19 protein-coding genes are annotated in these 21,243 nt (G+C 43.7%); 10 read left to right on the top strand and 9 right to left on the bottom strand.

Going from position 1 to position 21,243, the window contains the following annotated elements; translation table 11 throughout:
* Window positions 1-66 precede the first annotated feature (66 nt).
* The 4 genes from B4J50_RS06265 to B4J50_RS06250 all read left to right on the top strand — a co-directional run bounded on the left by B4J50_RS06265 (window position 67) and on the right by B4J50_RS06250 (window position 4,233).
* A complete protein-coding gene (locus B4J50_RS06265) occupies window positions 67-585 on the top strand; it encodes a type 1 glutamine amidotransferase domain-containing protein (protein ID WP_286846156.1) in 519 nt (172 codons plus the stop codon).
* Window positions 586-962: 377 nt separating this feature from the next.
* The gene (locus tag B4J50_RS06260) at window positions 963-2,051 is read left to right on the top strand and encodes a mandelate racemase/muconate lactonizing enzyme family protein (RefSeq protein WP_286846158.1); all 1,089 of its coding nucleotides are present in this window, start codon (window positions 963-965) and stop codon (window positions 2,049-2,051) included.
* A 48-nt stretch (window positions 2,052-2,099) separates the two neighbouring features.
* Window positions 2,100-3,404 carry a Na+/H+ antiporter NhaC family protein gene (locus tag B4J50_RS06255; RefSeq protein WP_286846159.1) on the top strand — a complete coding sequence of 435 codons (1,305 nt, stop codon included), beginning with the start codon at window positions 2,100-2,102 and terminating at the stop codon, window positions 3,402-3,404.
* A gap of 1 nt (window position 3,405) precedes the next feature.
* Window positions 3,406-4,233 (top strand): serine hydrolase, encoded by an 828-nt coding sequence (locus tag B4J50_RS06250; RefSeq protein WP_286846160.1) that lies wholly within the window; start codon window positions 3,406-3,408, stop codon window positions 4,231-4,233.
* 161 nt (window positions 4,234-4,394) lie between these two features.
* Here B4J50_RS06250 and B4J50_RS06245 read toward each other — a convergent pair whose 3' ends face one another.
* Window positions 4,395-4,865, bottom strand: a complete 471-nt coding sequence (locus B4J50_RS06245; RefSeq protein WP_286846161.1) for a hypothetical protein — start codon at window positions 4,863-4,865, stop codon at window positions 4,395-4,397.
* Window positions 4,866-4,969: 104 nt separating this feature from the next.
* On the opposite strand from B4J50_RS06245, the gene B4J50_RS06240 reads away from it, so the two are divergent.
* A complete protein-coding gene (locus tag B4J50_RS06240) occupies window positions 4,970-5,140 on the top strand; it encodes a hypothetical protein (protein WP_286846162.1) in 171 nt (56 codons plus the stop codon).
* Between the two features lie 61 nt (window positions 5,141-5,201).
* On the opposite strand, the gene gpt is transcribed toward B4J50_RS06240, so the two are convergent.
* Complete coding sequence (gene gpt, locus B4J50_RS06235) at window positions 5,202-5,696, bottom strand: xanthine phosphoribosyltransferase (protein ID WP_024822907.1); 495 nt, start codon at window positions 5,694-5,696, stop codon at window positions 5,202-5,204.
* 191 nt (window positions 5,697-5,887) lie between these two features.
* Between gpt and B4J50_RS06230 the strand changes: the two genes are divergently transcribed.
* From B4J50_RS06230 to B4J50_RS06210, 5 genes are all read left to right on the top strand, one after another.
* Entirely contained in the window at window positions 5,888-6,970 is a 1,083-nt protein-coding gene (locus B4J50_RS06230; protein WP_286846164.1) for a BMP family ABC transporter substrate-binding protein, read from the top strand.
* Window positions 6,971-7,038: 68 nt separating this feature from the next.
* Window positions 7,039-8,586, top strand: coding sequence for an ABC transporter ATP-binding protein (locus B4J50_RS06225; RefSeq protein ID WP_286954006.1), 1,548 nt, complete (start codon window positions 7,039-7,041; stop codon window positions 8,584-8,586).
* A gap of 4 nt (window positions 8,587-8,590) precedes the next feature.
* Window positions 8,591-9,661: an ABC transporter permease gene (locus B4J50_RS06220; protein WP_024822904.1), complete on the top strand. Its 1,071-nt coding sequence runs from the start codon at window positions 8,591-8,593 to the stop codon at window positions 9,659-9,661.
* 1 nt (window position 9,662) lies between these two features.
* The gene (locus B4J50_RS06215) at window positions 9,663-10,592 is read left to right on the top strand and encodes an ABC transporter permease (protein WP_286846168.1); all 930 of its coding nucleotides are present in this window, start codon (window positions 9,663-9,665) and stop codon (window positions 10,590-10,592) included.
* Between the two features lie 6 nt (window positions 10,593-10,598).
* Window positions 10,599-11,306, top strand: a complete 708-nt coding sequence (locus B4J50_RS06210) for a DUF554 domain-containing protein (RefSeq protein WP_286846169.1) — start codon at window positions 10,599-10,601, stop codon at window positions 11,304-11,306.
* Between the two features lie 122 nt (window positions 11,307-11,428).
* Here the strand turns inward: B4J50_RS06210 and B4J50_RS06205 are convergent, their stop codons facing one another.
* The 7 genes from B4J50_RS06205 to glgB all read right to left on the bottom strand — a co-directional run bounded on the left by B4J50_RS06205 (window position 11,429) and on the right by glgB (window position 21,226).
* Window positions 11,429-12,709 (bottom strand): TRAP transporter large permease, encoded by a 1,281-nt coding sequence (locus B4J50_RS06205; protein WP_286954003.1) that lies wholly within the window; start codon window positions 12,707-12,709, stop codon window positions 11,429-11,431.
* 11 nt (window positions 12,710-12,720) lie between these two features.
* The gene (locus B4J50_RS06200) at window positions 12,721-13,218 is read right to left on the bottom strand and encodes a TRAP transporter small permease (protein ID WP_286846172.1); all 498 of its coding nucleotides are present in this window, start codon (window positions 13,216-13,218) and stop codon (window positions 12,721-12,723) included.
* Between the two features lie 21 nt (window positions 13,219-13,239).
* Window positions 13,240-14,274 carry a TRAP transporter substrate-binding protein DctP gene (gene dctP, locus B4J50_RS06195; RefSeq protein ID WP_286846173.1) on the bottom strand — a complete coding sequence of 345 codons (1,035 nt, stop codon included), beginning with the start codon at window positions 14,272-14,274 and terminating at the stop codon, window positions 13,240-13,242.
* 50 nt (window positions 14,275-14,324) lie between these two features.
* Window positions 14,325-15,581 carry a glutamate-5-semialdehyde dehydrogenase gene (locus tag B4J50_RS06190; RefSeq protein WP_286846174.1) on the bottom strand — a complete coding sequence of 419 codons (1,257 nt, stop codon included), beginning with the start codon at window positions 15,579-15,581 and terminating at the stop codon, window positions 14,325-14,327.
* A 12-nt stretch (window positions 15,582-15,593) separates the two neighbouring features.
* The gene (gene proB, locus B4J50_RS06185; RefSeq protein ID WP_286846175.1) at window positions 15,594-16,718 is read right to left on the bottom strand and encodes a glutamate 5-kinase; all 1,125 of its coding nucleotides are present in this window, start codon (window positions 16,716-16,718) and stop codon (window positions 15,594-15,596) included.
* A 223-nt stretch (window positions 16,719-16,941) separates the two neighbouring features.
* On the bottom strand, window positions 16,942-19,320 hold the full coding sequence (locus B4J50_RS06180; protein WP_286846177.1) for a DUF3536 domain-containing protein: 2,379 nt from the start codon (window positions 19,318-19,320) through the stop codon (window positions 16,942-16,944).
* Between the two features lies 1 nt (window position 19,321).
* A complete protein-coding gene (glgB, locus tag B4J50_RS06175; RefSeq protein WP_286846178.1) occupies window positions 19,322-21,226 on the bottom strand; it encodes a 1,4-alpha-glucan branching protein GlgB in 1,905 nt (634 codons plus the stop codon).
* Window positions 21,227-21,243: the final 17 nt, after the last annotated feature.

Raw genomic sequence — 21,243 nt, 5'->3', positions numbered from 1 at the left:
GAAATAGAACAGTATAATAGATGCAAAAATTGTAACATATAGAAAAGAGGAAAGGAGAGGACAAAATTGACAGGAAAAGGAGTAGTCATCCTTGTAGAAGATGGTTTTAACGATCTAGAGTACTGGTACCCTTTTTATCGACTCGTAGAGGAAGGGTACGCTCCTATAGCCGTAGCGCCTGTAGCTCCTCATCGCTATACAGGGAAATATGAAACTACTGTTGATGTTACATACACAGCCCAAACAATTATGGACAATATGCCCAAGGCTCTTGTAATACCTGGCGGATGGGCCCCTGATAAGCTGAGGATGTCAGCAGACATTGTTGCTCTTGTTCATGAAATTTATAAGGTCGGTGGTATTATTGCAAGCATTTGCCATGGAGGGAGCTTGCTCGTTTCCGCAGGAATACTCCAAGGGAAAAAAGTTACATCTTTTCCAAGCATCAAAGATGACATGAAGGCCGCTGGGGCCCAGTGGGTAGACGAACAGGTTGTTATTTCTGATCGAATCATCACAAGTAGAAAACCAGCAGATCTGCCTTTTTTCACAAAAGCCCTTCTTGAAATTTTACATAAAGGATAGCAACCTGGACGGGATTTTCTGACGATTTTTATAGCTTGAAAATTTTTTAATAATAGATATACTTATTGTCGATATAGACCCAACTTAACAAGTTGTTTTTGGATTAATCCTATTTCAGAAAATAAATAAGCTGCTTCGTCTATCGGCCTGACCGAAAGACACGGTCAGCATTGAAGATGAAATCCAGCAGGTGTTTCCCTCTTTGTAGGGGGAGATACCTGCTTTTTTGTTCTTGAAAAAAGGGGGATGAGAATTGATATAAATAATATATGGGGAGTTTTCAATATGGGATAAGAACGTGTTAAAGGAATGCCACGACTCTATGTGGGGCTCGCAAAGAAGAATAATCTATTAAGAGAAAGATCGGAGCGAGATATATGAAAATCACGTCTATTCAAACAGGAATCATGTCTCTCACGCTTAAAAAACCTTTTAAAACCGCTGTTCGTACTGTAGATTCTATTGCTGATGTAGTGATAAAGATAGAAACAGATTCTGACGTAGTAGGTTTTGGAGAAGCACCTCCTACCGGAAAGATTACGGGAGATACTAGCGGTGCTATTTTAGGTGCTATCGAGGACCATATTCGTCCTTCTCTTATAGGAAGAGACGGGGATGATCTTGAAGGGAACTTAAAGGTTTTACAAGAATCTATCGTCGGGAACACGAGCGCAAAAGCAGCGTTGGATATGGCACTTTTCGATATATGGGGAAAAAGCCTCAAAGCTCCACTATACCGACTTCTGGGAGGTCACAGAGAGTATATCGAAACTGATATTACAATAAGCGTAAACGATCCCGATGAAATGACAAAAGATGCTATTAATGCCGTGGATCTAGGGTATAGAGTTCTTAAAATTAAAGTAGGGAAAGAAACAGGAAAAGATTTCGAGCGCATACGAGCAATACGGGAAGCTGTAGGTTGTGAAGTTAAAGTACGTATTGATGCCAATCAAGGATGGCAGCCTTCAGAAGCAGTCCGCATCCTAAGAAGTATGGAAGATGCCGGTTTTGACATCGAACTTGTGGAACAACCTGTAAAAGCAGAAGATCTGGAGGGGATGGCTCATGTAACAGCGAATACGTGCATTCCTGTCGTAGCTGATGAAAGTATTTGGTCTCCCAAAGACGCTTTAGAAATATTCAGAAGCAAGGCTGCTGATATGGTTAATATTAAGCTGATGAAATGCGGCGGACTCGCCAATGCTATGAAAATTATCGCTATTTCGGAAATATTTGGTGCCGAAGTTATGCTGGGCAGTATGCTAGAAGGCCAGGTTAGCGCAAGTGCCGCAGTTCATCTCGCCCTTTCAAAATCAAATGTAACTCGTATAGATATAGACGGTCCACTTTTATGTTCTTCTTTACTGAATCTTGGCGGAGCACACTTTGTAGGGCCTGTAATTACACCTGGCGAAGGGTTTGGGATAGGAGTCACTATCATTCCTGACATTGCGTGGAATTAATCAGGAACGTATTGTTTTCACTCGTTGGATTAAAAGGAGGTTATCATAATGGGAAATGGAAGTCTTTTAGGTCTTATTCCTCTTCTTGTATATATCGTATTGTGTTTCAGTCCTTTTGGTCAGATATTTGCCGTTTCGGCTGGTATTATTGTAGCAGCGATAATAGGACATCATGGGATTATGGACATTGCGCAAGGGATTCGAGGCGGACTCGGTTCCTTCCTAGGGTATATTGGACTCATAATTTTACTTGGCGGCGGATTGGGGCATGTTCTAAAAAGAACGGGGGTTGTGAAAGAACTTGTACATATGGTTACGCGAAGGATGAATGTCAACTCCCCCCGAAAAGCCTTTTTAGTCACCATGGTCTGTTCCGTTTTTATTGTCAGCCTTCTTGGAACTCTCGCAGGCGGAAACGCTATTTTAGCCCCTATCCTTATTCCTATCGCAGCTTCTGTTGGAGTTACACCTAGCGCTATGGCTGTTTTGCTTCATGGAGCAGGCGCTTCCGGGCTTTTTCTTGGACCTTTCACTCCACCGATGGTAGCTCTCATGGAGTTTACCGGGCTTTCTTACCCCCAGGTTCTCGTAAATGCAGGCTTGCCAATTTCCATTATCATGTGGATTGTTACGTTCTTTTGGGCATCGAAAGTTCAAAAAAAGACCTTCGGGAAGGTTCGATACACAGAGGAAGACATGGAAAAAACTTCCTCTCATGATTTAGGATCAAATTCTCATGTAAAGCAGGCAACTGTCGCCTTCCTCGTTACAATGCTCTGTACAGTAGGATATGGAATTTATATAGAAGGAGGGTCTACTTTTGTAGTGGCTGTCATGATCCTCGCTTCTCTTTTAACAGGCATTGCTGGCCGTCTCAAAATAACAGAAATTATAGAATCTGTATGCGAAGGGGCCAGGGGCCTCATTTGGCTTTTCTTCTTCTTTGTTCTTTTGGACCCCTTTATCACTTTTATTTCAGACACTGGCGCCTTCCAAGCTCTTGCAACCATGTTGGAACCTTTGGTCAATCGAAGCGGCACTGTCGGTTTTATAACGTTGTCAACACTCGTAGGCATATTTGGCGTTCCTGGCGCGGCTGTGGCTCAGGCTGAGGTTATCAACAAAATGTTTGCTCCCTTAGTTCAATCGTTGAATATCCCCATGACATTGTGGGTAGTAGTCCTTCTCGTCGGCTCGCAAATGACATCTTTTGCAGTGCCGGAAGGAGATATGCAGGGGCAGATGGGCCTTGCCAGATCCGATGATCTTAAATCCGTGCTTTGCAATGGATGGCTCATCGTTCTTTGTACCGTTATTTATGTCGTTATTCGAGCCATTATCGTGGCGATGTAAAATGACCTGGCAAGAGAAAGTACAGAAAACACTTGCGCCCGAATCCTTCAAGGGAACTGCCGGAGTTGTAATAAAAGACGTGCAGGGCAAAGTTAAAATGTCTGTAAATGGAGGCGAGGTATTCCCTTCAGCGAGTCTCATCAAGTTACCTGTGCTCTGGACCCTTTTTATGGCGGCTCATTCCGGAAAGTTATCTCTTGACGACACACTTATGCTTAAAAACGAAGATAAAGTCGATGGGGGGATACTCCATAAATATAGAGAAGGAGCTCTGTTGCGACTTGAAGACCTCGCTCTCTTAATGATATCTGTGAGCGACAACACTGCTGCAAATCTTGTGATTGACCGACTGGGAAAAGACAGGATCAACAATGAGATAAAAGACCTCGGTCTGCATAAAACGATCTTAGGCAGAAAAATGCTTGATTTTGAAGCGAAAAAGGAAGGGAAAGACAACTACACAACCCCAGAAGACATGGCTTCTCTCTTGGAAATAATGCTGACATCCCCAAAACTTCCAGCGTCATTGAGGGAAAGAATGCTTGAACTCATGACCCTTCAGAAATTGAACTCCAAGCTTCCTTCATTAATTCCCTTCAACGATGTGGACGACATTGAAGGTTTCCTTGCTCATAAAACAGGAGAGCTTCCTGGATCTGAGCATGATGCAGGAATTTTTTTCCATGGAACAGAAACACCTGTCATCGTAACGATCCTCACTAAAGATCTCTCCAGCCGAATGATGGGGGTAGAGTTATGCTCCAAAATAGGACTTATTATTTTCGAGCATTTCGGGAAAGGGAATGGTACCTTCTCATACGTACAATAAAGCGTAGTTCAGACATTTTTCCACGAAAAATATTGAATATATCAATAGATTCACTAAAGTAACTACACAAAAAATCCAGCGAGAGGACTGTCTCGAAACGCTTCTCGCTGGATTTTTATATTCACAGTAGCTCCCTTGGCTAAGACTCAACCATGTTCTTATCAGAAATCCACCCCCATGGCTCGAATAAGCCATGGGTATGTGTCTTTCATCAAAGAAGGGTTGAAAGCAAAAATAACAAAAAGCCCCATAGCCATAGCAGAGTGAACAATAGATAGGAAGCCTCGATATTCCTCTCTTCTGGCAACCACACCTAAAGCTCCTTCACAAATAAGAAAGGCCAAAAGATAACAGATCCATTTTTTAATATCTGGTGATTGTACAAAGCGAAGAGTTCTCAATACCGAATAAGCAGACCATGTAGAGAGCACATACATTTGGACGAAGGTAAGAACAATCTTAATGGAAAAAACAATAACCTTTGGAAAAAGAGCAGAGTTCCCCCTTCCCTCTTCTAATCTCTCAAGGGAGGCATAGAGATTCGCCACTTGGGGAACAACATAACGAGCATACGTACTGGATAAAACCCAAGCCCAAAGAACAAAAGGTACGGCAAACTTCATATAGAGCACCTACACTCCACCCCCTCTAATAAAAAGCCTACATGTATTCTACATCTATTCAAGGGAATCTCCGATATATAAAAAGGCGGGATTTCCTTGGGAGGTGAATATAGATGGATATAGTCAACGCAGTACAAAGTGTAAAAGCCCAAGAAGTTTGTCAAAACATACTTATGGCTACCCAAACCTACACGCTTAAAAACGTAGCGGAGCTTCAGGAGAAAATGATGGCCCAGCTCTTTGAGAGCATGGGCCTCGGTCAAAACCTGAATGTGAAAGCCTAAAGGAATATTCCCGCCTCCCCGGCTCTTTGGTGTTTCCAAAGAGCCCTATCCCTATTTTTTTCTATAAGGAGGACTCTTCCGAACTTCTGTCCACAAGAGGGGTGGAATACGCCGTCTCCGCATCCCATGGAAAGAGGATCCATGTATCTTGGCTTACCTGAGTAATATAGGTATCTACATAAGAACACCCTTCCGGTTTCGCATATACCGTAGCAAAGTACGCTTTCGGAAGCATTTTCCGCACAACCTGAGCGGTTTTCCCCGTATCCACAAGATCATCGATAATAAGACAATTTTCTCCATCACCCTCGATCTTCTTCAGGATATGGGCCTCCCCTTGAGTCCGAAGGGTATAGCTTGATATACAAACTGTATCTACAACACGAATATTAAGCTCTCTCGCAATAATAGCTGCAGGAATAAGGCCGCCTCGAGCTATACCTATGATTTTGTCCCATTTTCTTGACAAAAGCCTCCACGCAAGAGCCTTACAATCGCGGTGAAGCTGATCCCACGAAACGGGAAATGTTTTATGATACCGATCTTCACTACCCATAACAGATGCCTCCCCGACACTAAGAAATCATAGATATATTACACGTTTTTATTCCAAAATGGATACCCATTCTTTCGTCTCTTCTTTTTAAACCCTTTCCTTTTATTCTTAAAACAGTATAATTGTAAGGGTCAAAGTCTTTTTAAACTAGTATTTCTATTATAAAAATTATGGAAAGAGAGGGCATCTAAATGAGAAGAAAGTTTGTGGTAGCATTACTGGCGCTCAGCATGGTCCTCTGCGGAACGGCATTTGCTATGGAGGCTATCCCCGCGGAAAAAACAAACCCTGGTTTTGTCTATATTGGTCCTGTAGGTGATGGCGGATGGACGTATATGCATGATCAGGGACGAAAAGAAATGGAAGGAGCCTTTCCTGGAGTAAAATCCAGTTTTGTCGAGTCAGTACCAGAAGGCCCTGATTCTGCCAGAGTTATGGAAACCTTTATAAGAAATGGATCAAAAGTTATCTTTGCCACTTCCTTTGGATATATGGATTTTGTACAAGAAGTAGCGAAAAAACATCCTGATGTTGTCTTTATGCATTGCTCCGGGTATAAAAGAGCTGATAATGTAGGTATTTATTTTGGTAGAATGTATCAAGCTCGATATCTTTCTGGTTTGGTGGCAGGAAAAATGACAAAGAGTAACGTTGTAGGCTTTGTTGCTGCTCATCCTATTCCGGAAGTAATTCGTGCCATTAATGCTTTTACTCTTGGCGTTCGGAAAGTGAATCCTGAAGCTGTGGTAAAAGTAGTTTGGCTGTTCTCTTGGTTTGACCCCGGTAAAGAAAAGGAAGCCACGAAGGCTCTTATCGACTCTGGGGCCGATGTTATTGGGATGCATGCAGATAGCGGAGCCGCTCCTCAAACAGCGGAAGAGGCCGGGGTTTATGTGGTAGGATACAACAATGACATGAGCCAATATGCCCCCACAAAACACCTTACAGCTCCTATTTGGGATTGGGGAATTGTGTATAAGCACGTGATGGAGCAGGTCACTACCGGCACATGGGAATCTGAGGACATTTGGTGGGGATTAAAAGAAGGCATGGTCAAGCTTGCTCCCTATGGGAAAGATGTTCCAGAAGAGGTTAAGGCCGTTGTAGAAGCAGAGAAAGAGAAAATAATTTCTGGCACATGGGATGTTTTTGATGGTCCTATTAAAGATCAGAGCGGTACAATAAAAGTTGAAGCTGGGCAATCGATTTCTGATGCAGACAAGCTCTCCATGAGCTGGTTCGTTGAAGGTGTAAAGGGAGATATTCCTAAATAAACACTTCAAAGATTAGGGAGGGCGCTTTTGTGGCGCCCTCTTTTTTTTGAAAGAAAGGAAAGGGAGCTATGAACAAAGAAAAGGCTGTTCCTCCACTCGTAGAAATGCAAGGTATTACCAAAGCCTTTGCAGGGGTAACCGCCAACCGAGAGATTGATTTTGATGTATTGTCAGGGGAAGTCCATGCCCTCCTTGGAGAAAATGGGGCCGGGAAGTCTACATTGATGAATATACTTTATGGGCTCTATCGGCCTGATGCTGGACATATTTTCATTAAAGGGACCCCTTACACTTTTATGTCTCCCAAAGATGCTATCGCAGCCGGTATTGGGATGGTTCATCAACACTTTATGCTTGTCCCAAGCCAGACTGTTTGGGAGAATATGATTCTCGGTTTGGAGGATCTTCCATATATTCTTCCTCGAAATGAAATCCGTGAAAAAATTCGGAACATCTCGTCTCAATATGGCTTGGAAGTAGATCCTGACGCTAAAATATGGCAACTTTCAATCGGGGAACAGCAACGAGTTGCCATATTACAAATGCTTTTCCGAAAAGCAAAGGTTTTGATTCTTGACGAACCTACAGCTGTATTGACGCCACAAGAATCTCTCAATCTTTTTAAAACTATTCAACAGATGACAGCGGAAGGTCATGGTATCGTTTTTATATCCCACAAACTCGACGAAGTCCTCTCTCTCTCTGACAGAATTACAGTTCTCCGTAAAGGAGAAAAAACTGGAACTGTACAAACATCTCATACATCTAAGGAAGAGCTCGCAGAGTTCATGATGGGGCGAAAAATAGCATTTACTATAAATAAAAGAAGTCAGGCTCCTGGGGAATCCGTGCTAAAAGCCGAAAAAATCTCTATTCTAAACGATCGAGGAATTACTGCTGTCCGCAATCTTTCACTTTCTATTCGAGAACGGGAGATTTTAGGCCTTGCTGGCATCGCCGGAAATGGACAACATGAACTTTGCGAAGCACTGGTAGGGCTCCGTCCTGTTGAGTCAGGGCACATTATAATGAATAATAAGGAGCTGGAGAATCAAACTCCAAAATCTTTTATTTCCAGTGGGATGCGCTATATACCTGCCGACCGCAAAGGCACAGGACTCGTCCCCAATATGGATATTAAAGAGAATTCTATTCTCAAAAAATATTGGAAAAAACCTGTCGCACGAGGTCTTTTGATCAATTGGAAAGTGGTTTTTAAGCAAGCAATAGATCTTGTAAAAAAATACAGTGTCAGTACTCCATCTGTAGAGACACCGGTGAAAAATTTATCTGGTGGAAATTTGCAAAAACTCATGTTGGGAAGGGAACTAAGCGATGCGCCCAAAGCGCTGGTTGCCGTTCATCCTACATGGGGTCTCGACGTGGCTGCAACACATTTTGTCAGACAACAGATTTTACACGAACGCGATCGAGGAACTGCTATTCTCCTTGTATCAGAAGATCTTGAAGAACTTCTCTCTCTCAGTGATAGATTAGCAGTAATCTTTAAAGGTGAAATCATGGGCATTTTCGATAATCCAGGAGAGGCGACTCCCGAAAAGATAGGACTCATGATGGCTGGGACCCCTCTTCAATTCCTTTTGAAAGAGGTTTAGTTCCATGAAATATTTTAGAGTAGAAAAGAGACTTTCCACCCCCGGTTGGTTTGCTGTCGCTATCCCTCTGTTGGCAATATCTCTTGCCCTTCTCTCTGGGGGTATTTTCCTTTATTTTCTTGGAGTATCTCCACTACAAGCCTATTCCTCCATGTTCAAGGCTTCATTAGGAGATGCATACGGCTTTACGGAAACCATAGTGAAGGCTATCCCCCTTTCCATAGCAGGAGTGGCTGTAACTCTCTCTTTTAAAATGCTTATTTGGAATATTGGGGCGGAAGGCCAGATTTTCATGGGGGCTCTTGCCACAGCAGCAGCAGTACGCTACGCCTTTGTAGATCAGCCTTTTATCATGTTTTGGATTATGTTTGCGGCAGCAGCTTGTGCTGGTGGAATATGGGCTGCATTTGCCGGATATCTCAAGGCTCGTTGGAATGTCAATGAGATCATTACAACTCTTATGCTCAACTACATCGCCATCCATTTGGTAGATTTCTTTGTGTATGGTCCCTGGCGAGATCCAGCCAGCCTCGGTTTTCCCATGACAGCCCCTTTCCCAGATGCTGCTCGTTTGCCCCTTTATGGGAATACCCGAGTACATCTCGGCTTCTTAATAGCGATTGTTTTTGCCATGCTCTTCTGGGCTATTCTGAAATGGACTCGATGGGGATATGAGATTCGCGTTATTGGAGAAAATCCCAGAGCAGCCAGTTTTGCTGGAATCAATTATCTTCAGAACGTATTAATTATTATGTTCATATCTGGTGCCCTGGCCGGGTTGGCAGGCATGTGTGAAATAGCTGGGCTCCAAGGGAGGCTTCAACATGGTTTCTCTGCTGGATTTGGGTATACTGCCATTATCGTAGCGTGGCTATCAAGATTGAATCCCTTAGCGGTTTTACTCGTTTCTTTCCTGATAGGAGCTATGCTTGTAGGGGGAGAAACCCTTCAAATAGTGATGAGGCTCCCTCTGTCGAGCATACTCGTTTTACAGGGGTTACTTCTTTTCTTTGTTCTCGGCGGGGAATTTTTCAGAAAATATCGAGTGCGTCTTGTTTCGAGGGGAGACAATTAATATGGAGATTCTTATTCCTATTCTTACCGCAGCCGTGCGAAGTGGTACGCCTATTCTCTATGCCACTCTGGGAGAAATTGTTACAGAAAAGGCAGGAATTCTTAATCTAGGGTTAGAAGGCATTATGCTCGTAGGTGCTTATACGGGCTTTGCTGTCACATACCATTTGGGCAGCCCTTGGCTTGGAGTGGTCATGGCTTTTGTCGTAGGCGCATTGTTATCTCTCATCCATGCCTTCATTTCTATTACAATGAAGGGGAATCAGGTCGTAAGCGGTCTGGCTCTTACTATGTTTGGAACTGGTGCAAGCTCCCTTCTTGGTCGCTCATATATAGGATTCACTATTGAAGGGCTTAATAAAATTCCCTTGCCCGGCCTATCCCAAATACCTATTATTGGGCCCGTTCTCTTTAACAACGATGCCCTTATTTATGGTTCTTTCATATTAGTGTTTTTTCTTTATTGGTTTTTTCTTCGTACTCGCAACGGATTAAATCTAAGAGCGGTAGGAGATAACCCGCAGGCAGCTGATGCCATGGGCATTAGCGTAGATAAAACGCGGTACCTCTACACCCTTATTGGTGGCGGTATTGTCGCAGTAGGTGGAGCCTATATGTCTATAGCATACACAAAAATGTGGGCAGAGCTTATGACTGCCGGTCGCGGATGGATCGCTGTGGCTCTTGTTATTTTTGCTATCTGGAACCCTATGAGGGCAGCTTTGGGAGCATATCTCTTCGGAGGAGTAGAAGCCTTCCAGCTTCGCCTTCAAGCTGCCGGAACCAGTATCCCTACTCCGTTGCTCATGATGCTTCCTTATATATTGACAATTGTGGTATTATTTTTTATCTCTGTAAGTCAAGGGAAGGGGATTCTGTTTGGAGCACCTTCCTCTCTGGGGCAACCATTCTTTAGAGAAGAAAGGGATTAATTTATTTTGAGCCTATTTTGGGGCAACATACCAGCTGCAGGAAGCATTATTAATAGCGTAGCCGTTATAGCAGGAAGTATTGCCGGGCTTTTACTTCGCTCTCGCCTGCCTAAGCGTTATATTGAAATGGCTTTCCAGGTTCTGGGTCTCTTCACCCTTTTCCTCGGTTTCTTTATGGCCCAGAAGACATCGAACTTTCTGATCCTTATTTTTAGCATGGTCGGAGGCGCCTTGATTGGAGAGGCAATCAATCTGGACAAGGCATTTAGCCGATTTTCAGAGAGGATCAGCGAGAAATTCCGAACAAGTGGCGAGAGTGTCGCTCAAGGTTTTCTCACGGCGAGTCTGCTCTTTTGCATGGGATCCATGGCGATTCTGGGGGCAATAGAAGAAGGGTTAGGACACTACCCCAACTTGCTTATCACTAAATCTTTTATGGATGGCATATCTTCTATCGCTCTTTCTGCATCTTTGGGAAGCGGAGTCCTTATAGCATCTATTCCTGTCCTTCTCTATCAAGGGGGAATAACTCTTCTTGCCGGGCATCTTCAGCCCTATCTATCAGAAGCAATTATTAACGAAGTAACGGCAGCTGGGGGACTCATGCTCATAGCTCTCGGCATTTCCATTCTGGACATTCGTCGTTTCAGAGTGGCCAATATGTTGCCTGCTCTCTTGGTAGCAGGAGTACTTGCCTCTGTATTTTGCAAGTAGCATCTGTATGGGAACATTAAAGGGGAAATATCGTTAGTATCATTCCGAAATAAATTTCGATATTCATAAGAATATAAAATCCGTCGCATTCCTCTAAAATGGGCACGACGGATTTTTATTTTTCATGACAGTTCGAGAAGACGCGGGATAAGGGTCGTTATAGAAGGGAACGTAATGATGAGCAACAGCACAAGCAATGCCACCCCTATAAAGGGCCATATATATTTGAAGACATCTCCCAATTCAACTCCACCAACAGCAGCCACTATATAATTACACGCCCCCATAGGAGGAGTGATAAGGGCAATGGTTACATTCAATGTCATTACCACGCCAAAATGGAGGGGATCAATGCCGGCCTTTGCAGCAAGAGGTGCAAAGATAGGGGTGAGAAGCGTCAACGTCGAGACCTCTTCCATAAACATGCCAATAGGGAAAATAATAGCAGAGAGGACCATCATAAGGAGCCAAGGGTTTTCTATGAGACCCGATTGTATCACCATACCCGCAAAACGTTGGGGAACCTGCTCCCACTTCAATATCCAGCCAATCACCGTCGCCGCCCCCATAATCAAAAAGATGGAGCTCGTCATACGGACCGTTTCATAAATAGATTCCCCTATGTCTCTCCATGTCAATTTTCGAGTGTAAAGGGAACCAGCCACTATGCAATAAGCCACTCCTAAGGCTCCAGACTCTGTGGGTGTTACAATTCCTGTTACAATACCGCCAATAATAATGAGGGGAGCCACCAAACCAATACAGGAACGCCGTAAAATCTCTTTTCCTTGAGAACGAATCTCTCTAAAATCAGAAACAGGCATTCCATGTTTTATGGAATAAAAATAGTTCATAATCATAAAGGCACCACCGAGTACGATCCCCGGGAGAATGCCGGCAGCAAAAAGTCCTCCAATAGATGTATTTGTCATGGTGGCGTAAATAACCATAAAAATACTCGGGGGAATAATAGGACCTATTAAAGAACTACTCGCTGTCAGACCAGCCGAATAAGCAGGGGAAAAACCATCTTTAATCATGGCTGGAATAAGTATGGATCCTAGTGCCGAAGCATCTGCAGCAGCAGAACCATTAACACCTGCGAGAATAATGCCACCCACCACGTTCACGTAGCCAAGTCCTCCCCGTACTGACCCTACCAAAAGTCGACTTAAATCAAGAAGACGGTCAGTGAGACCAGAGCGGTTCATAAGAATTCCTGTCCAAATAAAGAACGGGATGGCCATGAGGGAAAAGACATCCATACCGCCATAGAATTGCTGAGCAATAACACGGCAAAGAGACCAATCCCCTAAAACAACGACGCCCAGAAAGGCCGCCCCCAACAACGAAAGATAGAGAGGGAACCCTATCACCATCATGATGAAAAAAGCGCAGAGCATAAAAAGGACCATTAGTTCTGACCACCATTCCTTATAGATCGGAAGAGAAAAAGCGATGTCTCTGCCAACAGAAGAGCACAACCTACTGGAACAGAGAGGAGAGGGACAGTTTTAGGGATATTAAGAGCCATAGTCCGCATTCCCCATATTTTAATAGCATTAATGCTGCCAAGATAGACCATGGCACCTAGCACTAAAAGAGTGATGATCCCTTGAAAGAACTTTATAATTCGCTGAAATTTTTGAGGTAACCGGGGAGTGACAAAATCAACAACCATATGATCGCCATGACAAAGAGCTCCTGTAGCTCCCACCATCACAAGCCATACTAGGGAAAAGCGGGCAACCTCTTCAGTCCATATAGCAGAGCTTTTCATGATATATCGCATGAAGATACCTAAGAGAACATCTCCCACGTTTATAACAAGAAGAGCCCCCGCACTCCAAGCGCTAAAACGCTCTAATCGAAAGATCCATTTTTCAGAGAACGTATGAATATCAGCAGTCATAACAGCAGCAACCCTATCTCTCTAATGTCCTGCAGCTTCAGTATTCGCATTTCTAGCACTTTCAAGAGCCAGATCTAACCATTCTCTAGAGAGCTTTGTTTTAAGCCATTCCAGATATGCCGGGATAGCCTTATCTCTAAAAACTTCCATCTCATCTTCTGTAGGAGTATAGACTTCCATCCCTCGCTCTTGAAGAAACTGAATATCCTTAAAATCTTGAGCTTCCACTGCTTCTCTATTCATCATATTAGCTTGACGAGAGGCTTCCTGAATAATAGACCGCTGCTCTTCACTAAGCGACTCAAAAAGATCCCCATTTATAACGAGAAACTGATCTGAATATTGAATATTGGCTAAAGTCAGGTATTTTTGTACTTCGTATAAACTCCCCATTTTAATATACATGGCCGGGTTCATCTGACCATCTACTACACCTGTCTTTAATGCCATGTAGAGCTCTGTCCATGGTATCGGGGTACCGCTGGCGCTAAAAGATTTATAGAGAGTAATCTGGCCTTCATCCATGCCTCTAAATTTAAGGCCCTCAAAATCTTTCGGCGATTGAAGTGCTTTTTTCGAGTTTGTGAAGGCGAGAAACCCCCCTTCCTCCACTACTTCCAGCAATATAGCTCCTGTACGATTTTGAAACTCTTTGCGAGCCTTGTCCCAAAATAACCCTTTGTCAAAAAAAGAGTGTGCCGCCTGATAACTATTAAACATAAAAGGTACCGCCGTAGCATAAATTTCTGGGAAAAGAGGAGCAACTCCACCAAAAGATGCGATATTCATAATAGGTTGATTCATTCCATCTCGGGTCAGAAGCTCCATGCGCTCTTCCTCGTTCCCAAGCTGACTATCGGGGTATAACTGTATCGACAGAGTTCCCTTGCTCTCCTCTTCCACCATAGATTTAAAATGAACTGCAAAAAGATGGACCGCATTGTTTTCTTCATCTGCCGGCCCGTTATAAGATAGTTTTATATTTTGAGCTGCTGCCGTAGCTGTCAGAGAAAAGAGAAACACGCATACAGCCACACCTCGCAACAGACCTTTCATTCCATGGTACATGCCTGACACTCCTTCCTATATTCTTTATAACGAAACGATCACTCTCTGACCTGCCCGTTCCCATAGATAATGAACTTCGTTGATGTAAGCTGTTCCACTCCCATGGGCCCTCGCGCGTGAAGTTTTTGCGTGCTAATCCCCATCTCTGCTCCGAACCCAAAAACTCCACCATCTGTAAAACGAGTAGAGGCATTAACATATACTGCAGCAGCATCAATTCCGTTAAGAAATGCTTGAGCATTTGTATAGCTCTCTGTAAGGATAGCCTCGCTATGTCCTGTACCATAATTCGCGATATGATTCATAGCTTCTTCTATATTGTCTACGATCTTTACCGCGAGAATGAGATCTAAATATTCAGTGCTCCAATCCTTCTCCGTAGCCGATACGGCTTGAGAATATAAGCGACAAACCGCTTTGTCTCCTCGTATTTCCACCCCTTGCTCTCTAAGAGCCGTCAATGCTTGAGGGATAAAAAGAGGGGCAATATTTTTATGGACCAACATAGTTTCCATAGCATTACAAACTGAAGGACGCTGCACCTTAGCGTTCACCACAATGGGAATTGCCTTCTCTATATTTGCCGTTTCGTCAACAAAAATATGACAATTCCCCATGCCCGTCATAATAAAAGGAACCGTGGCATTTTCCAACACGGCCAGTTTCAGCCCCTTCCCTCCCCGGGGAATGAGGACATCTACATATTCGTTCATCTTCATGAGCATAGTGGTAGCCTGGCGATCAGGACTTTCAATAAGAGAAATCGCCCCTTGGGGAATGCCGGCAGAAAAGGCTGCTTGGGAAAGTATGGAAGCAATAGCAATATTAGAATGCAATGCTTCTTTACCTCCCCTTAGAATGACGGCATTACCCGCTTTCAAACAAAGTCCTGCCGCATCAGCTGTAACGTTAGGGCGAGACTCATAAATAATGCCTATAACCCCTAATGGAACTCGTACCCTCCCCACCCGGAGGCCTTTTTCCGCCGTCCACATTCCTAAAACTTCTCCAACCGGATCACGAAGGGCAGCAATCTCCTCCAATCCCAAGGCCATCGCCTCTACGCGTTTCTCGTTCAATGTAAGGCGCTCGATAAGAGCTGACGTAAGTCCTGCTTCTCGCCCTGCCTCTATATCTTTATGATTGGCCAGGAGTATTTCTTTCTTATGATCTCGAAGAGCCTGAGCCATTAAAAATAAAGCCCGATTTTTCTGATCCCCTGTAGCTGTCGCCAGAAAACGAGCTGCACATCGAGCTGCTCGTCCCATTTCTAACAACGTATCTTTTATTTCCATTCGTCTCCCTCCTTAAATAAGGGCTAGATTATTGCGATGAACCACTTCATCATAATCAATGCTTCCAAGAAGTTCACCTATCTCATCTGTATGATGTCCCGCTAAAATGGAGATTTCATCGGCAGAAAAATTCACCATTCCCCTTGCTATTTCCGAACCTTCGGGACTGATAATAGAAACCACATCCCCTCGGGAAAAACCCCCTTCTACCTCCACCACTCCCGAAGGAAGCAAGCTTTTCCCTCTTTTAAGGATAGCCTCTACAGCCCCTTGGTCAATGACAATAGAACCATGTGGCGAGCTACCAAAAGCAATCCACTGTTTTCTCCCCTGAACTGGCTCTCTTGAAGGGACAAAAAGAGTTCCAAGAGATTCTCCTGCAACAATACGGCGAAGCACATTTTGTTCTTTATTGTTTGCAATAACCATGGGGATGCCAGACGTCATGGCAATTTTTGCCGCAGTAAGCTTCGTAAACATCCCCCCGCTGGAAAGTTTGCTCCCACGAGATCGGGAATGAGCTATCATGTTATTGGTAATTTCCGATACTACTGGAAGAAGCTGAGCATCAGGGTTCGTTCGAGGATCATCACTATAAAGCCCGTCTATGTCAGATAGAATAATTAAGAGATCTGCGTCGATAAGGCAAGCTACTAAAGCCGAAAGAGTATCGTTATCCCCAAACTTTATTTCATCGACCGCTACCGTATCGTTCTCGTTAATAATAGGGATTACACCAAAATCAAGAAGGGTCAGAAGGGTATGTCTGGCATTAAGATAACGAAGCCGGTTAGCAAAAACATCTCTCGTGAGCAACACCTGAGCTACAGTTTTCCCATATTCAGAAAAAAACTTCTCATACATATGCATCAATCGACCCTGCCCAATAGCAGCCAAAGCCTGTTTTTCCGGTATTGTTTTAGGACGATCAGGGAAATGTATCTTCCCTACCCCAGCGCCTACAGCCCCTGAACTTATAAGGCTGACATTCCTGTCGTCGCTGTGAAGGTCAGACACCTCCCTCGCCAGATTCTCCAACCTGAGGAGGTTAAGTTTTCCCGAATCATGAGTCACCGAGCTTGTGCCTACTTTTATTACAACTCGATGGCAATTTCGAAGTTTCTCTCGCTGTATCATTTCTCTTCACCCCACACTAAAACTTTTCCTTTAACAATTTAATAGTAACAGTTCTTTTAAAAAGAACGCCTCTCATAATACATCTCTCGATCGGAAATTCCCTAGGCCAAAACCAACACAAATATCAGGAGGGAAAGAAGCCTCTGGAGGTAGGATTCTAGATAAAAATAATAATATAAGGGGAAACTCACGAAAATATGACAATATGTATCACAATCCTTCATCATTCTCTAACCCTTATATTTAAAAAATCACCTAACTGTCTATACTCAGAGCTCTCGATTTTTTGTTGTTCCGCTATAGCGACATAAAAATTTTGTACTTTCCATAAGTTTATATCCCACCTTCGACTTCGAACAAATCCAAGCATTTTGGTCATCCGGCGAAGGGATACTTGCTTCTCGCCGTCTCCTCCTTCTACAAATTGCAACATTTCTCGCTCTAGCCTGTCCCGAATATGGTGCAGGAAACTGTTAAAGTCTAACACGACTCCCCACGTTTGGGCCTGATCAAGATAATCTGCTATACGATCTATATCTGGCTCCTCTTTCTTTATAGATCGTCTGAGTTCTCCATTAAGGACAACTTCTGCTGCTCTAAGCAATGCTTCCGGAGGAGACATCCTAATAAGCCCCATAAAATCCAACAACCCCTCGTAATTTCGAACCACAGAGGCAAGATATGTTTCAATATTAGCTACGTCTCTCTCTATAATCTGGTGAATGATTCTTCTCTGTCCGTCCCGAAAAAGATGGCGCAAAGAGTAGGTCCTATGCCCAAAGAGCTCTACAAAAACTTTATCTGCCTCCTCAGGGAACCCCCTTTGAATCTCAGCCATCCATTGTCTGTTCATATCTTCGTTTATAAAATTTCTTACCCCGCATAAAACTTTGTGACCTCCTTTATAGTAGGACGCAAAAAATATGTCTTGCTTTTCGTCCGTTATAACGTATGTTAAGGAGGCTTGCCCCATACAAAGAGATTCCTCCCCCTTTTCAAGAGAAAAGAGTGTGCCCGGAAATATCCTGTAATCGTAGAGCGTTACAGCTAGAGAACGTTTTCGAATGGGCTCAAAGAGCGCTTGCACAGCATAATGGGCTCCAACCCGTAAAAAGTCAACATAAAGGGGAAAAACAAAAATTTCAAAGACCTTACGACCATTTCTAAACTCACGAATATTGCTTAAGGCTCCCTCCAGACGAGAAAGAAAGGGCTCCGAAATTTCTTCCCCAGAAAGGTCCTGATATAAAGAAAGAGCATGATACGCATAAAGAAGTACCTGCAAAGATTCGATACCAGAGATATCATCAAAAAACCAACCGCAACTAGTGTACATAAAAAGAGCGCTTCGCTCCATTTCTAAAAGCTTTACCGCCCTCACTTTTTCTTCCCTCGTAAGTTCCCGCCAAGCAAAGGATTTTAAAAGTTCCTCCCTTTTTGGAGTATTTGCCGATGAGAAAAAATCGCCACAAAGCTCTCGAATCTTCCAGGGATCTTTAAAAAAACGAGCTCCCTCCCTTTCAAAGTAAGCATCGATCTCCTTTCGGAGCCAATCCAAAGATTGCCGTAGAGGTTGTCTCCACTGCTGATGCCAATCCGGATTTGCACCGCTTTTGCACCCACAATCCCTTCTCCATCTCTCAACTCCATGCACGCAACTCCACGAAGTATTCTCTTGAATTTTTACTTCCCATTGAGGAGGGAATTTTTTCAGATATTCACCATAAACTGTTAAGCGGACTTCATCATTTTTTTCGAAACGGTGAAGACACCAAGCGAGAGCCATATCTCCATATTTATGATGATGCCCAAAAGTCTCGCCGTCTGTGGCTATATGAGCTAACGCCCCTTCCCCTCTACTAGCAATAGAATTAACAAGTTTTTGAGCAAATGCCTCTCCGTTAGACAACAATGTGCCAAAAGCTATTTCATGTGCTAGGCTTCCATTGTAAAAAAATAATGCGATAGACCGTCCAGAAGGAAGCTCGCATTTATAGACGCGAGACGTATCCAGAGTTTTTTCAAGGGGATACTCCCACATAGCTCCTATACGTCTCCAGGCCTGAACCTGATGGGGAGCTAATATGGTGAAAAGAATCCCTTCCCCTGCCATGACTTCAAGAGTTTCTATATCTACCGCCGTTTCAGGAAGCCACATGCCCTCAGGGAAGCGACCAAAACGACGGGTGAAATCTTGAATTCCCCAGAGTACCTGCGTAATTTTGTCTCGCTTCGAAGCTAAAGGCATAATCATGTGATTGTAAACCTGTGCTATAGCTGGACCGTGCCCTGCATAGCGAACCTGTCCTCGTCGATCTGCATCCAAAATGGCTTGATATGTTTCAGGGTCATGGCGCTCCATCCAAGAGAGAAGTGTCGGACCAAAATTAAAACTCATTCGCTCGTAGTTCGACATAATTTTTACTATTTTCCCACCGTCACCTAAAATCCTAGCAGCCCTGTTAGGAGCATAACATTCGGCTGCTACTCGTTCATTCCAATCGTGCCAAGGCAACGCTGACTCCTGAATTTCCACATCTCCTAGCCAAGGATTTTCCCGAGGTGGCTGGTAAAAATGTCCATGAATACAAATGTATTTCATTTCATTCTCCCTCTTTTCTGAAGAAAAGAGCGCCAAAAGGAGGAAGGGTCAGAGAAAGGGAGTAGCGCATAGAATTCCCCGGCCGATCCAAAGCTCTCTGCCCACCTAAATTGCCCACTCCATCTCCTCCATAGACCTCTCCATCACTGTTCAGAAGTTCTAACCAATACCCTCCCTCTGAAACCTCCACATCATATTGAAACCTTGGGACTGGGGTAAAATTGAAAAGAGCTAAAATAGGAGGAATCCCCTTTGCCCTTCGTAAAAAACCCAGAACACTGGCAGAACTGTCGGAACACCCTATCCACTCAAACCCTCCCCGGATAAAATCCCATCCATGAAGAGACTGTTCCTCTGTATAGAAGCGATTCAAATCTTGCACCCACCGCTGTAAGTTTTTATGAACCTTTTCACCGAGTAACCACCAATCTACAGCCCTTTGATGGTCCCATTCCCTGCATTGCCCAAATTCTCCTCCCATAAAAATTAATTTCTTTCCTGGATGGGCATACATATATCCAAATAAGAGTCGTAATTGAGCAAATTTTTGGTTCAGATCACCTGGCATCTTCCAAAGAAGAGATCGTTTCCCATAAACAACCTCATCGTGAGAAAAGGGGAGCACAAAATTTTCCGAAAATGCATACATAAAGCTGAACGTCAAATCATTCTGGTGGAATTGCCTGTAGAATGGATCAAGAGACATATAGTCTAAGATATCGTGCATCCATCCCATATTCCATTTAAGGCTAAAGCCCAACCCCCCATCATAAGGAGGCTTCGTAACAAGAGGCCATGCTGTGGACTCTTCAGCAATAGTCTGAACGGAAGGGAAGCGATAAAAAATAGCCTGATTCAGCTTCTGGAGAAAGGAAACTGCCTGCAAGTTTTCCCTGCCACCATACTTGTTAGGAACCCATTCTCCATCTTTCCTTCCATAATCTAAATAGAGCATCGAAGCCACGCCATCGACACGAAGCCCATCTGCATGATAATAATCAAGCCAAAACAATGCGCTGTTTATTAAGATCTCTGCCACTTCTGTTCTTCCATAATTGAAAAGATAGCTCTTCCATTCTGGATGGATCCGTTGCTTCATATCCAGATGTTCATACAGAGCCGTTCCATCAAAAGAGGCTAAGCCATGACTATCAGAAGGGAAATGAGAAGGAACCCAATCGAGAAAAACAGCAATTCCTGCCTGATGAAGAGCATCGATAAGAAACATAAAATCCTGAGGGATACCGTATCGTCGTGTTGGAGCGAAAAAGCCTGTCACTTGGTATCCCCAAGATCCATAGAAAGGATGCTCCATAACAGGCATAATCTCTACAGCGGAGAACCCCATTTCTTTTACATAAGCAACTAAATGCGAAGCTATCTCTTTATAATTCAACCATCTTTCATCGGAAGACCTCATCCACGATCCAAGATGCACTTCATAAAAAGTAAGAGGATATTGTGCCCAATCTATGCTTTTTCTTTTGTCAAGCCACTCGTTATCTCCCCACAAATAATCCAGAGTCGTAATAACTGAAGCTGTTTTAGGAGGCTCTTCCCATAAGAAAGCAAACGGATCTCCCTTATCAAAAAACTCTCCGAAAAGAGTCTCTACGTGGAACTTGTATCGATCCCCTAGTTGAGCCCTAGGAATAAATCCCTCCCATATGCCACTTCCATCCGCTCGTTGATTCAAAAAATGAAGGGATGGATTCCACCCGTTAAAATCGCCAATGATGGATACGTGGCGTGCGCTAGGAGCCCAGAGAGCAAAATATGTTCCTTCTACGCCCTCAACGGATAAGGGATGAGCTCCCATTTTCTCATAAAGAGCATAATGAGTTCCTTCCTTAAATAGATAAACGTCAAATTCCGAGAAGAGAGAGAATTTTTCCTGTTTTTCCATTCGCCGTGCCCCTCACT

The sequence above is a fragment of the Aminobacterium sp. UBA4908 genome (genome assembly GCF_002398115.1).
In the GTDB taxonomy this organism is placed as follows: domain Bacteria; phylum Synergistota; class Synergistia; order Synergistales; family Aminobacteriaceae; genus Aminobacterium; species Aminobacterium mobile.
This window is presented reverse-complemented; position numbering and strand designations above follow the sequence as displayed.

What these genes read in the sequence shown, in the direction of transcription:
- B4J50_RS06260 (WP_286846158.1), top strand. Translation starts at nt 963, where the DNA reads ATGAAAATCACGTCTATTCAAACAGGAATCATGTCTCTCACGCTTAAA.
- B4J50_RS06255 (WP_286846159.1), top strand. Translation starts at nt 2,100, where the DNA reads ATGGGAAATGGAAGTCTTTTAGGTCTTATTCCTCTTCTTGTATATATC.
- B4J50_RS06250 (WP_286846160.1), top strand. Translation starts at nt 3,406, where the DNA reads ATGACCTGGCAAGAGAAAGTACAGAAAACACTTGCGCCCGAATCCTTC.
- B4J50_RS06240 (WP_286846162.1), top strand. Translation starts at nt 4,970, where the DNA reads ATGGATATAGTCAACGCAGTACAAAGTGTAAAAGCCCAAGAAGTTTGT.
- gpt (WP_024822907.1), bottom strand. Translation starts at nt 5,696, where the DNA reads ATGGGTAGTGAAGATCGGTATCATAAAACATTTCCCGTTTCGTGGGAT.
- B4J50_RS06230 (WP_286846164.1), top strand. Translation starts at nt 5,888, where the DNA reads ATGAGAAGAAAGTTTGTGGTAGCATTACTGGCGCTCAGCATGGTCCTC.
- B4J50_RS06225 (WP_286954006.1), top strand. Translation starts at nt 7,039, where the DNA reads ATGAACAAAGAAAAGGCTGTTCCTCCACTCGTAGAAATGCAAGGTATT.
- B4J50_RS06220 (WP_024822904.1), top strand. Translation starts at nt 8,591, where the DNA reads ATGAAATATTTTAGAGTAGAAAAGAGACTTTCCACCCCCGGTTGGTTT.
- B4J50_RS06215 (WP_286846168.1), top strand. Translation starts at nt 9,663, where the DNA reads ATGGAGATTCTTATTCCTATTCTTACCGCAGCCGTGCGAAGTGGTACG.
- B4J50_RS06205 (WP_286954003.1), bottom strand. Translation starts at nt 12,709, where the DNA reads ATGCTCTGCGCTTTTTTCATCATGATGGTGATAGGGTTCCCTCTCTAT.
- B4J50_RS06200 (WP_286846172.1), bottom strand. Translation starts at nt 13,218, where the DNA reads ATGACTGCTGATATTCATACGTTCTCTGAAAAATGGATCTTTCGATTA.
- dctP (WP_286846173.1), bottom strand. Translation starts at nt 14,274, where the DNA reads ATGAAAGGTCTGTTGCGAGGTGTGGCTGTATGCGTGTTTCTCTTTTCT.
- B4J50_RS06190 (WP_286846174.1), bottom strand. Translation starts at nt 15,581, where the DNA reads ATGGAAATAAAAGATACGTTGTTAGAAATGGGACGAGCAGCTCGATGT.
- proB (WP_286846175.1), bottom strand. Translation starts at nt 16,718, where the DNA reads ATGATACAGCGAGAGAAACTTCGAAATTGCCATCGAGTTGTAATAAAA.
- B4J50_RS06180 (WP_286846177.1), bottom strand. Translation starts at nt 19,320, where the DNA reads ATGAAATACATTTGTATTCATGGACATTTTTACCAGCCACCTCGGGAA.
- glgB (WP_286846178.1), bottom strand. Translation starts at nt 21,226, where the DNA reads ATGGAAAAACAGGAAAAATTCTCTCTCTTCTCGGAATTTGACGTTTAT.